The 15,280-nt window shown below is 27.6% G+C and carries 12 protein-coding genes; 5 read left to right on the top strand and 7 right to left on the bottom strand.

Features of this window, described 5'->3' with window-relative positions; genetic code table 11:
• Positions 1-11: 11 nt before the first annotated feature.
• The 4 genes from VJI77_RS04590 to VJI77_RS04575 form a co-directional block, all read right to left on the bottom strand.
• Positions 12-1,169, bottom strand: a complete 1,158-nt coding sequence (locus tag VJI77_RS04590) for a serpin family protein (protein ID WP_323988459.1) — start codon at positions 1,167-1,169, stop codon at positions 12-14.
• A 62-nt stretch (positions 1,170-1,231) separates the two neighbouring features.
• On the bottom strand, positions 1,232-2,380 hold the full coding sequence (locus VJI77_RS04585) for a serpin family protein (RefSeq protein WP_323988458.1): 1,149 nt from the start codon (positions 2,378-2,380) through the stop codon (positions 1,232-1,234).
• A gap of 46 nt (positions 2,381-2,426) precedes the next feature.
• Positions 2,427-4,061 (bottom strand): DNA polymerase III subunit gamma/tau, encoded by a 1,635-nt coding sequence (gene dnaX / locus VJI77_RS04580; RefSeq protein WP_442953977.1) that lies wholly within the window; start codon positions 4,059-4,061, stop codon positions 2,427-2,429.
• Between the two features lie 187 nt (positions 4,062-4,248).
• Positions 4,249-4,641 (bottom strand): hypothetical protein, encoded by a 393-nt coding sequence (locus VJI77_RS04575; protein WP_041954655.1) that lies wholly within the window; start codon positions 4,639-4,641, stop codon positions 4,249-4,251.
• Positions 4,642-4,956: 315 nt separating this feature from the next.
• On the opposite strand from VJI77_RS04575, the gene VJI77_RS04570 reads away from it, so the two are divergent.
• Together VJI77_RS04570 and VJI77_RS04565 are read left to right on the top strand one after the other, a co-directional pair.
• Positions 4,957-5,637 (top strand): YczE/YyaS/YitT family protein, encoded by a 681-nt coding sequence (locus VJI77_RS04570; protein ID WP_323988456.1) that lies wholly within the window; start codon positions 4,957-4,959, stop codon positions 5,635-5,637.
• A gap of 84 nt (positions 5,638-5,721) precedes the next feature.
• The gene (locus VJI77_RS04565; RefSeq protein ID WP_323988455.1) at positions 5,722-6,900 is read left to right on the top strand and encodes a M20 metallopeptidase family protein; all 1,179 of its coding nucleotides are present in this window, start codon (positions 5,722-5,724) and stop codon (positions 6,898-6,900) included.
• A gap of 400 nt (positions 6,901-7,300) precedes the next feature.
• On the opposite strand, the gene VJI77_RS04560 is transcribed toward VJI77_RS04565, so the two are convergent.
• Positions 7,301-8,455, bottom strand: a complete 1,155-nt coding sequence (locus VJI77_RS04560) for an NAD(P)-dependent malic enzyme (RefSeq protein WP_323988454.1) — start codon at positions 8,453-8,455, stop codon at positions 7,301-7,303.
• 170 nt (positions 8,456-8,625) lie between these two features.
• Here VJI77_RS04560 and radA point away from each other — a divergent pair, with 170 nt between their 5' ends.
• Entirely contained in the window at positions 8,626-9,993 is a 1,368-nt protein-coding gene (gene radA, locus VJI77_RS04555) for a DNA repair protein RadA (RefSeq protein WP_323988453.1), read from the top strand.
• A gap of 36 nt (positions 9,994-10,029) precedes the next feature.
• Here the strand turns inward: radA and VJI77_RS04550 are convergent, their stop codons facing one another.
• Entirely contained in the window at positions 10,030-10,575 is a 546-nt protein-coding gene (locus VJI77_RS04550) for a DUF6648 family protein (protein ID WP_323988452.1), read from the bottom strand.
• 36 nt (positions 10,576-10,611) lie between these two features.
• Positions 10,612-11,037, bottom strand: a complete 426-nt coding sequence (locus VJI77_RS04545; protein ID WP_323988451.1) for a hypothetical protein — start codon at positions 11,035-11,037, stop codon at positions 10,612-10,614.
• Positions 11,038-11,346: 309 nt separating this feature from the next.
• On the opposite strand from VJI77_RS04545, the gene VJI77_RS04540 reads away from it, so the two are divergent.
• Together VJI77_RS04540 and VJI77_RS04535 are read left to right on the top strand one after the other, a co-directional pair.
• Entirely contained in the window at positions 11,347-12,051 is a 705-nt protein-coding gene (locus tag VJI77_RS04540; protein WP_323988449.1) for an ABC transporter ATP-binding protein, read from the top strand.
• A gap of 1 nt (position 12,052) precedes the next feature.
• Positions 12,053-15,274, top strand: a complete 3,222-nt coding sequence (locus VJI77_RS04535; protein WP_323988447.1) for an FtsX-like permease family protein — start codon at positions 12,053-12,055, stop codon at positions 15,272-15,274.
• The last annotated feature ends 6 nt before the right edge of the window (positions 15,275-15,280 follow it).

Raw genomic sequence — 15,280 nt, 5'->3', positions numbered from 1 at the left:
TTGAATTATATTTATTTTTTACTTGGATCTGAGATATAAGCTGAAAAAGTTATCAATTCAGTCTTACTATTTTCATCATAATCTTCAATGAATATATAGAAAGGTCTATCCATTTTAATATCAATATTTTTGTTTTTTACAGGCATACTTGTCTCTTTAACATCTATTTTTGTTACTGCTTTTGCTTTGGCACCTTTTTCATCAATTTTTAATATAGCGTTTTGTTTAGCCTTACTAACCTTAACATTCATATCTGGCAATAATCTTTCTATTTTGAATTCATTTAATAATTTTCCAAGTCCAATCTTTGGAAATAGATTCATAAAATCAACCTGTGATTTAATATCTATTTTTGGCAAATAGAAATTTACATCATATCTTTCATTACTTTCTTTAAAAGTATTTATAAGATTCTGTAATTGTTCAGCAGAAAAATTTTGTTCTTCTTTAGGCTTTATAAAATAAATATTTGAATCATTTGACCTAATAGAAAATATTTCCATTACATCATTAGATATAGCTGTTACATTTTCAAAATGATTATACATTGTATCAACTTGTATTTTTGAACCATCAGATTTTGTAAAATCTCTTTTTTCAGTCTTTTTTTCGTCAAATGGTTGTTTCCATTTTACCTCGTAATTAATTGTGTCGATAAAACTGGCTACAACATCATCAGATATTTTTTCTTTATCCAAAATTTCATCTAAGTTGGATTTTTGGAATTTTTGATAGGCTTTTGTTCCTTCTGTTGCTGATTTAACTGTTTTAATATTGTCATAATTAAGATTTTTAGTTTCACCTTTGATGTTTTGTAAGTTTATTAAAATCAAATTTGCCAACTTAGTATTTTTAAATTTTAAATTTTGAAGATGTGCCTCATCATAAAATTTAAAAAGTTGTAAATTTTCTCTATCATCAGTACAAAGAGAGATTAAATCTAAACATCTTTGTATTGAAAGAGGGGATAGAATTAAATTATCGTCAGTTTTTTTGTTTTTTAATAAAGCTGTAAGAATATCCATATTTACTTTATTTATCTGCTTTGTCTGTGATGCATCAAATACCAGTTTTTCTCTGTTTTCAGGAAATAATTTCTCCGTCTTTGTGCAAGATACTAAAGAAATTGAAATGAACATCAAAAAAATTGTTTTTAATAGTTTTTTCATAGCATACCTCCGTTCTTAATACTACGATAACTTAAAAATCAACATTCTAACTGATAAAATTTTTAATTACTTGGATCTGTTATAAAGGCTGAAAAAGTTATTAGATTTGATTTGCTTTTTTCATCATGGTCTACTATGATAATATAAAAAGGACTATCCATCTTTATAGTTATCTCTTTTTTACCAGGAATAGCTGTGGCCTTATTGGTTATTTTTGTAACAGCCTTAGCTTTTGCACCATTCTCATCAATCTTTATAATTGAATTTTGCTTTGCATCTGTTACTTTAACTCCAACATTTTTTAATAATTTTTCTAATTTATAACCATTTAACATCTTCTCAAGCCCAAGCTCAGGAAATAATGATTTAAAATCAACTTCTGATTTTGTTTCTATCTTTGGCAAGAAGAAATTTACATCAGCTTTTTCGCTATTATCATTAAAAGCCTTTATACATTCCATTAATTTTTTAGAAGAAAAATAATTTTTAGTTTTAGGCTTAATGAAATAAACTTTTGACTCGTTTGCACTTAATACAAAAGCTTCTTTTTCATTATCTGATATAGCTAAACTATCCTTAAATTGATTATACATTGTATTGACATTAATTACAGAATCATCTAATTTTGTGAATTCCTTCATTTTTGTATTTTTTTCATCGAACTTTTTATCCCAATTTGCATCATAATTCACAGCATCAATAAAAGATATAATGAAGTCGTTCTTGAATTCTTCTTTATCTAGAATTTCTTTCAAATTCTTTTTTTGAAAATCTTGATATACTTTAGTAGCATCTTTTCCGTTTTTAACAGTTTTAATATTATCATAGTTTAAATTTTTTGTATCTCCAGTAAAAATTTTAGTATTTATTAAAATTAAATTTGCTAAATTAGAATTTTTTAATTTTAAGTTTTGAAGATGAGCATCATCATAATTCTTTAAGAACTCTAAATTTTCTCTATCCTCCGTGCAAAAAGAAATCAAATCCAAACATCTCTGAATTGAAAGGGAAGATAAAACAAAATTTTTCCCTTCATTAGATTCTAATAGCTTAGTAAAAATCTCTAAATTTAATTTGTTTATGGAATCTGTCTTGTCGACATTAAAAGCAAGTTGTTCTCTATTTTCTGGAAATGGCTTCTCAGTTCTTAAACAAGAAGTAAGTGAAATAGAAACAAAAAGCAATAAAATAACTTTAAATAGTCTTTTCATAAGATACCTCCGTTCTTAATACTACAATAACTTAAAAATCAACATTCTAACCAATAAAATTTGCATAAATTGTCAATGAGTTTTGAACAGGCATATTAACCCTTGTAAAGAAATCATTCAAAACAGCTGTTTCTTTTAAAATAAAACAATTATTTTCATCTAATTTATAACTTCCAAACTTAAATAAATATTCTTTACAATCAATATGCAAGAAATTATCTTTTGGAAAATAGAAAATTTCTTTTACACTTTCATCAAAGAGTTTAGAAACTGTTTTTTTGAAAATAGTTTCTTTTAAAACATCCTTAAAAGAAGTTAATTCAATTTTTTCGTGAATCTCATTCTCTTCCTCTGTGGATTGCTCAAAATCTTCTATATTTTCCTCTTGTTCTGTTTCTTCGATATTTTTTATATCATCTGTATTTTCTGCATTTTCAGTATTTTCTATATCTTCTATAATTTCCGTATTTTGAACAGATTCAATATTGTTTTCTGCTACTTCATTTGAAATATCTTCTTTTTCTACAATATCAACTTTTACATTTCCACTTTTAATAATTGTTTCAAGGGTTTCAAGTCTCTTTTCAATTTCAGATTTTTCTTTCTTAAATGAACAGATTTTTATAATTAAAAGTTCAGCTAGAGCATTTTGCATATCACTTTTTTTCATCTTATCTTCAACATCTAAAAGATTTTCTAAAATGAAAATAAGCTCATCCATTTCAAATTTATTTGAATGTTCTAAATATCTCTTATACTCAACATCATTTAAAGTTGTAAGCTCTTTTTTTATACTCTTTACTAAAATTATATTTCTAAAATGTTTGATTAAATCAATGATTATATTATGTGGAGTCTTTCCGTTTTTTACCAAATTTCTAAAAGTTTCAATAGTTTCGTTTTTAGATGAATTTAAAATTGACTTAGAAATCTCAAATAACATATTTAAGTTCACAAGTCCTAAACATTCATTAATATCATCAATAGTAATTTTTTCTTTTCCAGTTGCAACAACCTGATCCAAAAGACTTAAAGCATCTCTCATTGCCCCTGAAGAAAGCTCAGAAATTAAATTAATTCCATCTTCTTCTATCTCAACATTTAGATTATTTAAAACATAATTTATATTTTCAACTATGTCTGAATTATTAATCCTTTTAAATTCAAACCTTTGACATCTTGAAATAATTGTATCAGGAAGTTTGTCAATTTCTGTTGTCGCAAGAATGAAAATTAAATGCTTAGGTGGTTCTTCTAAAATCTTTAAAAGAGCATTAAAGCCTTCATTTGTAATCATATGGGCTTCGTCGATTATATAAACTTTGTATTTTACAATTTGTGGGGGATAGATTACTTTTTCCTTTAATTCCCTTATATCGTCAATACGTCTGTTACTTGCGGCATCCATCTCCACAACTTCAAGAGCCTTGTCTTCTAAAATCATTTTACAATTTTCACATTCATTACAAGGATTTCCGTCAATTGGATTTAAACAATTTACTGCACGAGCGAAAATTTTAGCACAACTTGTCTTTCCAGTTCCTCTTATTCCTGAAAAAAGATAAGCATGGCCTAAATTTCCCGTTCTTATTTGATTTTTTAAAATTTCAACAATATGAGCTTGACCAACTACTCTTGTAAAATCTTTAGGTCTAAACTCTCTATAAATAGCTTGTTTCAAAATCACACCTCTAATATTTTAATTAATGTACTATATATATTATATCATAATTCCATTTTTATAACTAAATTAAGGTAATTATGATGAAATATGAATATACTTATTATAATGCATAAGTATATTCATATTATATCATAAATTCGAAAAAAAAAGAGAGATTGAAGTAATCAACATCTCTTTGTACGATTTATTTTGTTAAGTCTACATAAGTGTATTCATAATCGTCATCCACATCTTTAATTTTATTTTCTGCTATTATTTCAAGTTTATATGGGAAATTATCGGCAGTCAAATATTTTTTTCCATCTTTACTTTCAATTTTTGGATTTTTGTAAGTTTGTAATTTAGATTTTTCATAAGCACCCTTTTTTACATTGTCTAAATTAGTATTAGGGCTAATAACAGGCTTTCCACTAAAAAATAACGAATTTTCTTTTTCTAAAATTATTAGTATACTGCCTCCACTTGCGCCGTTAAATTCTTTACCTGCAAATTTTTCTAATTCTTTATTTGACTTTGAACAAGAAATTAGTGCAAATAAAAGACAAAATGCAAATAATATTTTTAAAAATTTTTTCATAAAAACACCTCCTAATAAAAATAAATTAAACTAACATAAAATCCAAATATTTTATGTTAATTTAATTATATCACTTTCTGTTTTTTTGTAAAGCGATTTCTATATAATTTATTAAATAATTATAGCAATAAATAAAGATGGTATTTAAAATTAATCTTAGTGCTATAAAATAACTAAAATAATAAATTAATATTATATGAGGAGATAGGCTTAAAAGAATTTTTATAAAAATTAACAAAGTTCTTTAAAAATCCATTTTTAAATATTGACAATTATTTCTATTTTTTATAAAATATCTAGGTAGGAGAGAGAAAAATGAAAAAAGATAAATTATTTATTAGGATTGCTATGTCAATAATCGGAATGATTATTTTGGGGATAGGTGTATTTTTTACAATTAAAGTAAATTTGGGAGTTGACCCTGCAAGTACAGTTGACCTAGGAATGGCTAAACAATTAGGACTAAGTTATGGAAATTGTGCAGTAATTTTTAATATAGTATTTTTAAGTGCAATATTTCTTATTGATAGAAAATATATAAATATATCATCAATTTTAGCTATTTTTGTAATAGGTTATACAGTTGAAGCTATGAATGTTCTTTTTGGTTGGCTTAATTTACAAGATTTAGATATGATTTACAGAATTATAATTTGTTTCATTGGAACATTTATTATAGCTAATGGTGTTACAATTTATATTTTTACAGATTTAGGAGTTGGTGCAACTGACGGAATTTCTGAATTAATAAGTGATAAGACAAAATTTTCCTATAGAACTGTAAGGGTTATTTCTGATCTTGTGCTTGTTATTATAGGATATTTGATGGGTGGAGTTGTCGGAATTGGAACTTTGATAATAACATTCTTTGCAGGACCTTTTATTCAATTCACAAGAAAATTGCTTGCTCCTTCTCTTAAAAAAATATTGGGAGAAGAGTTAGTTGAGTCTGTTAATAAAGACGAAGAAAAATTTGAAAAAGAAGTTATTGCTTAAATTAAATAGGGGGAACCCTATTTTTTTATTGCAAAAAGTGGTATTATATTTCTATATTATTCTATTAAAAACAAGGAGGTTTTTATGGATATTTTAAAATTAGTAAAAGAAAAAGAAGAAAAAGTTATAAAGATTAGACGAGATTTACATCAAATTCCAGAGCTAGAATTGGAACTTCCAAAAACTATGGAATATATTTCAAAAGTTTTAGATGAAATAGGAGTAAATTATAAAAAATTAGTAAATGGGAATGCAATTGTGGTTCAAATCGACGGAGAACAAAAAGGTAAATGTATTGCAATAAGAGCTGATAGCGATGCACTTCCTGTCGTTGAAGAAACTGGACTTCCTTTTGCTTCTACAAATGGAAATATGCATGCTTGTGGACATGATGGACATACTGCAATGGCACTTGGAGCTTGTATGATATTAAATGAAAATAGAGATAAACTTAAGGGAACTGTAAAAATATTTTTCCAACCTGGAGAGGAAACACCGGGAGGAGCTTTACCTATGATTGAAGAAGGCTGTATGGAAAATCCAAAAGTCGATGCAGTAATTGGACTCCATGAAGGTTGTTTGATTCCTATTGAATATAGAAAGATAGGCGTAAAAGCAGGAGCTATAATGGCATCAGCAGATATTTTTGAAATAAATGTAAAAGGAAAATCCTCACATGCCGCAACACCTCATCTTTCTGCTGATCCAATTGTAGTTTCATCAGAAATTGTTCTTGGACTTCAAAAGATAATTTCAAGAGAAATAAATCCGATTTCAAATGCAGTTTTAACTATCGGAATAATAAGAGGGGGCACTGCTCATAATGTAATTCCTGAATCTGTTTACATCAAAGGAACTGTTAGGACTTTAGACGAAAAAGTAAGAGAATTTATTGCAAAGAGAATTGAAGAAATTGCAGATGGAATTGCAAAGACTTATAATTGTGAAGCTGAAACAATTTATCACTTTATGTATCCTGTAGTTATGAATGATGAAAAATTTACTGAATTTTTTATAGAAAATACAAAAGAAGTCTTAGGAGAAGATTCAGTTGAGATAATAAAAAATCCGAGTATGGGTGGAGAAGATGTAGCATACTTTTTACAAAGAGCAAAAGGAACTTACTTTATGCTTTCAAATCCAAAGCTTCACGAGGGAGATAAAATATATCCTCATCATCATAGCAAATTCGATGTTGAAGAAAGTTTATTTTACAAAGGAATGTGTGCAGTTTTGGGAACTGTTTTTAAATATTTAAGCTAGAAAAATGGATTGTCGAAAACGACAATCCATTTTGTATTCTCAAATTTATTTTTTTATGTATCAAAGATATATCAGTTAGAAGAATTTCATCCTAAAGAAGCTTTAGGAGATCTTTCGACTCCGTTACACTCCGCTCAAGATGACGTGTTGGGGGCATTTCTATACTAGTTGCTATGACGTAAAACTTTTTATTTTCTTGGAAATTTTTTATTTTTTAAGATTATTTACTGTTTACGTTAAGCTATTAAACGAAGTATTATTCCTTTTATGTCATCTCAAGCGTAGTCGAGAGATCTAACACTTTTGTTAAAAACAAAAGTGAATGTATCGAAGATACATCCAAAAAACATTATAAACAAAAAAATCCCCAACATTGTTGAGGATTTATTTTAAATATCTACTATTTAACTTTTTCTGCAACTGCTTTCGCAACTGTATCAGCTACATTTTCTTCAAAAGCTGAAACAATAATATAATCTTCTCTAATTTTGTCATCAGGAATCATACTTGCTAGTCCGTATGATGCAGCTAATTTCATTTCATCAGTAATTTTCTTAGCCTTTGCTTCTAAAGCACCTTTGAAAATTCCAGGAAAAGCAACTACATTGTTAATTTGGTTAGGCATATCGGATCTTCCTGTTGCAGCAACTCTTGCTCCAGCTTCTTTTGCATCTGCATAAAGAATTTCAGGTTGTGGGTTTGCCATTGCAAATACAATTGCATCTTTATTCATTGAAGCGACCATTTCTTTAGTAACTAAATCTTTTTGACTTACACCAATGAATACGTCAGCACCAACAAATGCTTCTTTCATAGTCATATCTTTTTGTTCTTTATTTGTAATTTCAGCTAATTCTTTCTTTACAAAATTATAATTTTCTGAATGTTTTTTATTAATTGCACCTTTTGAGTCGAATGCAATTACATTTTCAACACCCAACATCATAATTAATTTTATGATTGAATATCCAGCAGCGCCAGCTCCTGAAACAACAACTTTAATATCCTTAGCTTCTTTTTTAACTAATTTTAGTGAATTAATTAAGGCAGCTGTAACAACTATTGCAGTACCATGTTGGTCATCGTGGAATACTGGAATATCAAGTTCATCTATTAATGTTCTTTCAATTTCAACACATCTTGGAGAAGAAATATCTTCAAGATTAATTCCACCAAATGTAGGAGCAAGAGCTTTTACAATTGAAATAATTTCCTTTGGATCTTTTGTATCTAAAACTATAGGAACAGCATTAACTCCGCCGAATTTTTTAAATAAACAGCATTTTCCTTCCATAACAGGCATTGCAGCTTCAGGACCTATATCCCCAAGACCTAAAACAGCAGTTCCGTCTGAAATAACAGCAATAGTATTAGCTTTACTTGTATATTTATAAGCTAAAGAAGGGTCTTTGCTTATTTCCATACAAGGTCTTGCAACACCTGGAGTATATGCATAAGTTAAATCCTCAGCATTTTCCAATTTTGCTTTTAATTCTGTTGATAATTTTCCTTGCCATTGTTCGTGAAGTAACAATGCTTTTTCGTAAACATCCATTTTTTATCTCCTTTACATAAAAATATTCATTCGTTGTTAATATACTACAAAGATTTATAAAAGTCAATACAAGCAAATAATTCAATTAATAATTTAACTTGCAAAAATTATTCAAATTTTGCCTATTGCTTTTTAAAATTTTTTACATTAAAATATAGTTGGTGATTAAAATGAAAACAAAGAAAAAATATATATGTTCAAATTGCAAGAAAGAGTCATTGGGCTGGCAAGGAAAATGTAGTTTTTGTGGTAGTTGGGGAACTATAGAAGAGATTGAAGTTTCCGACGTGAAGAGTTCAACTGACAAAATTGTTGCAAAGGGAAAAGTTGAAAAGCTAAAAAATGTAAATGTAAATGAAAATGATAGATTTATAACTGGAATTGATGAGTTAAATCGTGTTTTAGGTGGTGGAATTGTAAGAGACAGTGTTAATATTTTAACTGCAAGACCTGGTTGTGGTAAAAGTACATTGCTTTTACAACTTGCACTTGACTTTGCAAGTAAAAATGTAAAAACTATCTATATTTCTGCAGAGGAAAGCTCATCTCAGATAAAGTCAAGAGCAAATAGAATTGTAAAAGAAATTCCAGAAAATATTTGGATACAATCTACACAAAGTATGGATGAGGCTTTGAATTCTATCGAAGAGGTTGATGCAGAAATTGTAATTTTAGATAGTATTCAAACTGTTATGCTTAGCTCAATTCCGTCAAGAGCTGGTTCTCCAACACAAACTGTTGAATGTATAAATGAATTGGTTAGAGTTGCAAAAAATCCTAAAAGGCCAAGAGCGATTTTTATAGTTTGTCATATGACAAAGCAAGATGAAATGGCAGGACTTAGAACTTTAGAACATATGGTGGATTCAGTTTTGCTCTTAGAGGGAGAGTCTGACGAAAGTTTAAGAACTCTTACAAGTACAAAAAACAGATTTGGAAGAACTGGAGAAATTGGACTTTTTAAAATGGAAGAGTATGGACTTTTAGAAATTAAAAATCCATCAGAATTTTTTGTAACTCAAAGAGAAAAAGATATTTGTGGAAGTGTACTATCTGTTGTAAAAGAGGGAAGCAGAATGTTAGTTGTTGAAGTTGAAAGTCTAGTTTCTCAATCTTTTACAAGTTATCCTGCGAGAATTGGAGATAGTCTTAAAAAAGATCAATTAAATACATTGCTTTCTATCTTAGAAGAAAGAGCCGGATTTAATTTATATAATAAAAATGTAATTTTAAAGACTACGGGAGGACTTAAAATTTCAGAGCAATCTGTAAATTTAGCTGTAATTATTTCCGTTGCATCTTCAATTTTAAATAAATCAGTTCCAAGAGATAATGTATTTATCGCAGAGGTTGGACTTACTGGAGAACTTAAAAGAGTTCCTAATTTAAGCGAAAGACTAATGGAACTTGACAGAATGGGCTACAAAAAGGTCTATATTTCAAATGAAGTTGTGGATATTAAAAATTTAAAAACATTAAAAGTCGAAAAATCTAAAACACTAAAAGAAGTTATTGATAAAGTTTTTAGAAATGTTTAATATAAAAAACAAGGTTGTGTAGCGCTACACAACCTTTTAAATATTTGTATTAACATAGTCATTAATCTTTGAAATTCTAATCTCATCAATAAATATATTCTTTTCTTTTAACTTCTGTAGAATTTCAACATTCATTGAATGAAAAATTGCAAATTCAACATCTTTAACGACAATTTCAAAAAGAGAATTGTTAAGTCTTTTTGAATTCATATCTATAAAATACGCTTCTGTAGTTTTTTCATCTAAGAAGTCAATCATCTTTAAAAGAAATTTATCTTTTTCCGCATAATAATTATTAGATTTCATAAGATTTTCATTATATTTTTTTTGCTTTTTTTTATTATTTGAATACAAAATTGATTTTTGTTTAAAAAATTTCGCGAGAATGTTGTAATATTGATAATTATACATTCCTTCTTCCAGCGAAGATATATTTAAAAGTGGTTTCATATTTAAATTTTGTATCAATTCATAATTTTTTTCCAAAAAAGATATTTTATCAATTTTTCTTATCGAAAGTTCTAAAATCAAATCATTTCTCTTTCTGAAAAAAGTTTCAAGTTGTTTTGTTGGAATATTCATATCACAAAAAAAGCACCATAACGATGCTTTTTAAATTTAGTCTAACTTTAGTTCGACACAAGTTGCTCTAGCTCCTTCGCAAAGTTCTTCTTTAGGAATTTCAATTCCCATGAAAACTTCAAGATTGTGCTTTTCACAAAATGTTTCGACATCCTTTTTAAATTTGCAAAGCATATCGCCATTCATTTCAATTATTGAATATATACCATCGATGTAAATTTTTTCTACATCGTAGTCTCTTGACACAATTCCGAAAATAAATCCGAATAATTTATCAAGATTTTCAATGCCGTATTCCTTAGCATTTGTTAATCTAACACTGTGGTCTAAGCTGAAAATATGAGAATCATCTGTGTCAATAAAAATTATATTTCCATTTCCCTTTCTCACTTCTTCATTTGCTTTATCTATCAACCATTTAGTTTTTCCAGATCCTGATGGACCAAGTACAAAATTTAACATTTAAACCACCCCTTAAATTCTTTTTTTCATTATAACATTTTAAAAAAAATAAAACAAGTGTTTTTTTATAAAAAAGATTAATAAAAACTATTGAAAAATAAATATTTTTTATTAAGTTTAACAAAAATTCTGCAAACGATATTAAGATTGTTTAAAATTAAAATTATAAAAAATAAAATTTTGATGGTTTATTTGAAAAGATACTATTTTGCGACCTTGATTTTTTTTCACTTTTGTGCTAAAGTACAATTAGATAATTATGTATAATTTTAATATTTGAATATAAAAATATATTAAATAGGAGGAATTATGGCTTTTGTTGAATTTAAAAATGTTTATAAAAAATATAATGAAGGAAAAAGTTCAGAGATCGTTGCAAATAGAGATGTTTCTTTTGAAATAGAACACGGAGAATTTTGTATTATCGTAGGTCCTTCAGGAGCTGGAAAATCTACAATCCTTAATATATTAGGTGGAATGGATGATGCAACAAGTGGTGAAATCTTTATAGATGGAAAAGATATTTGTAAATTTAATAAAAGACAACTTAATGATTACAGAAGATTTGATGTAGGTTTTGTTTTTCAGTTTTACAATCTAATTCCAAATTTAACTGTTTTGGAAAATGTAGAACTTGCAGGGCAAATCGTAAAGGAAAGTTTAAATCCGGCAGGAGTTTTGGAATCTGTTGAATTGTCTCATAGACTTAAAAATTTTCCAAGTCAATTATCAGGGGGAGAACAACAAAGAGTTGCAATAGCGAGAGCTCTTTGTAAAAATCCTAAACTGCTTTTATGCGACGAACCTACAGGAGCTTTGGATTATCATACTGGAAAGAGAATTTTAGAGCTTTTACACCAAAGATGTAAAAGTACGAATACAACTGTAATTTTGATAACTCACAATCAAGCAATTACTTCAATGGCAGACAGAGTTATTGAAATTAACGACAGCACTGTAAAAAATGTAATATTAAATGATAGTCCTAAGAACATAAAGGAAATTGAGTGGTAGTATGAAAAAATCATTGTTTAAAAATTTTTACAGAACAATCTTCAGAACATTTCCAAAATTTATTTCAATTATTTTTATGATTGCTCTTGGAGTAATGGTCTTTGTTGGACTTAAAATAACTCCATACATTATGAGAAGAAGTGTCGATGAACGAGTAAAAGAAGGAAATTTATACGACTATAAAATTTCTTCTAATTTTGGCTTGCAAAAAGAAGATGAGGACATAATTTCCAATTTAAAAAATCTAAAAGATGTAGAATATGGTTACAGCATAAATCTTAAAGACGAAGAACGAGAAGTTGACCTTACCATAGAAAGCAAGGCAGAAAAAATTAGTACCGTTCAAGTAATAGAAGGAAATGACATCGAGTCTGACTCTGATATTTTGTTGGATGAAAGACTAAAAGACAGATATAAAATTGGAGATGAAATAGACTTTAAAAATGTCGAAAAATTTGGAATTTTTAAAGATGAAGTAAAGAAATTAAAACAAAATAAATTTACAGTAAAAGGCTTCATCAAAAGTTCAGAGGTTTTAGCTACATTGCTAGCAGGGACTACTGAAAATGGATATTTGGCAATAATCTCAAAAAATTCTTTTGATTTCAGCTACTATTCTTATGCAAAAATTACTTTTTCTGACCTTAATGACTTGAATAGAAATAGTAAAGAATACAAAAAGCTATCAAACGAAAGAAAAACAGAGTTACAAGATTTGTTTAAAGGTAGAGCTGGAGAAGTTTACAATGTCATTTATTCTCAAAAGAGAGAAACTTTAGATGATAGTAAAGAAGAAGTTAATAAAAATAAATTTGACATTGAAGAAAGTGAAAGAAAATTACAACAAAATCTTGAAAAAGTTCAAAGTGGTCGAAAAGACTTAAGAAGAGCTTTTGCAGATTTAAATTACCAAAAAAATCAATTTATTACTCAAATAACTAAAAATAAAGAAAAATTGACAACTGCTCTAAACAGTTTGAATTCAAAAAAGACTGAATTAAATAAAAACAAGACAGAAATAATTGAAAAAAATAAAACTTTAATAAAAAGTAAAGAAGATATAGAAAAAACAAAAGCACAAGTTGATGCTGGAATAAAAACAGTAAATGAAGAACTAAGATTGCTCGAAGAAAATTATCAATCAAAATTAATTGAGGAAAATGAATATAAGGTAAAGAAAGAAGAAATAAATAAAAAATTAGCGGAATTGAATTCATCTTTACAAACAGTTCAAAATAATTTAGACTCAGTTAATTCAAATCTTTCCAGTATTTCTGCTAAACTTACAGAATTATCAGGAGCCGAACAAAAACTAAATTCAGAAATAAAGACTTTAGAAAGTCAAATGTATCAATTGGAAAAACAAGCCAAACAAGGAATACTAAAATTTGATGAATACTATGCAAAATTAGTTCAAAAAAAATCAGAAGTCGAAGAAAACAACTTAAAATTAAATAAAGGCAAGGGAGATTTAGAGGATGCTAAAGAAAAAGTCCTTGATGCAAATAGTAAAATTTCTGACGGTGATGAAGTCTTATCTAAATTGATAGAACCAAATTACAATATTGAAGAAGGATTTGTTTCATCAATGATGTCAAAAGTTTATTTTGCAGCTAATGGAATCTATGGCGTTTCAAATGTATTCTCACTATTTTTCTATTTCATAGCCCTTTTGGTATCACTTACAACAATGACTAGAATGGTAGATGAAAACAGAATACAAATAGGAACTTTAAAGGCTTTGGGATATGGCAATATCGACATTGCAAAACAATACTTTTACTATGGACTTTTAGCAAGTATCATTGGAGGAATAATAGGTACTATCTTAGGTTTTAAAGTGATTTCTCCACTTGTTTACAGATCCTATCTAAAAGCATTTATATTTAAAAAAGTTTTTGACAATTACTATCCACAAATAATTATTGTAGGAATATTAATTGCAATTTTCTGCACAGCTTTTGTATCTTATGTAACATGTATAAGAACTTTAAAAGAAAAAATTTCATCACTTATGAGAGCAAAGGCTCCAGAGTCAGGAAACTTTGTTTTTCTTGAAAAAATACCATATATATGGAAAGAACTTTCATTTTTACAAAAAGCAACTCTAAGAAATGTCTTTAGATACAAACTAAGACTTACAATGACAATTATAGGTGTAATGGGTTGTATGGGACTTTTAGTGCTAGGATTTGGAATAAAAGACAGCTTAGACGGAGTTTCCGATTTACAATACTCAAAATATACAAAATATCATTCATCAGTTATCTACAATCCAATGTCATTGGAAAAAGATTTGGAAAAATTTAATGAAGATATAAAAGCAAATAAGGACATTAAAGAAAGTATTGATGTATCTTTAGTATCTGTAAATATAAAATCCAAAAAGAGCTTTGATGAAAAAATAGGTGTCTTTACAACTGATAATTTAAGCGACTTTTCTAAATTCTTTGGTCTATACAATGGAGACAAAAAAATTGAAAAATTAGATGATGGAATCTATATTAATAGAAAATTAGCTGAAAAATTTTCACTTTCAGTTGGAGATGAAATAAGATTTATAAATAACAACAAGGAATATAAGGGAGTCGTTGCAGGAATCTTTGAAAATCATGTTGGCAATTTCTTTATAATGAACGAAAAAACTTATGAACAAACTTTTTTCAGAAAACCTATAAAAAATACAAAGCTACTAATTTTAAATGATGGAAGCAAGAGCAATATCGAAAAAGTAATAAATGAATTAGAAAAAGATCCAGTTGCCGTAAAAGGCACAAACATACACTCATTGAAAAGGATAATTGATGACGCATCTTACAGCATAAACTCAATTATTTTAGTAATCGTAATATGCTCAGGCTTCTTGTCAATCGTAGTTTTATACAATTTAAGTAATATAAATATATCCGAAAGAAAAAGGGAAATTGCAACCCTTAAAGTTTTAGGATTTTATCCTTTAGAAATTGACAACTACATCTACAAAGAAACTGTAATACTAACAATAATAGGAATAGGGCTCGGAGTCTTTGTAGGTCACAGTCTGCACATAAATATAATGGAACAACTTGCTATGGACTCAATCAGATTTTTCAACAAAGTAAAACTTATAAGCTACATTTACTCAGCACTAGTAACACTACTATTCACATTTGTAGTTTACTTTATAGTAAAAATAATGCTTAGCAAAGTTCCGATGATTGAATCATTAAAAGATGTTGAATAGAAATAA

The sequence above is a fragment of the Parvimonas sp. D2 genome (assembly GCF_035282635.1).
Lineage (GTDB): Bacteria > Bacillota > Clostridia > Tissierellales > Peptoniphilaceae > Parvimonas.
The sequence above is the reverse complement of the archived record's forward strand: the minus strand, read 5'-3'. Positions and strand labels throughout refer to the sequence as shown.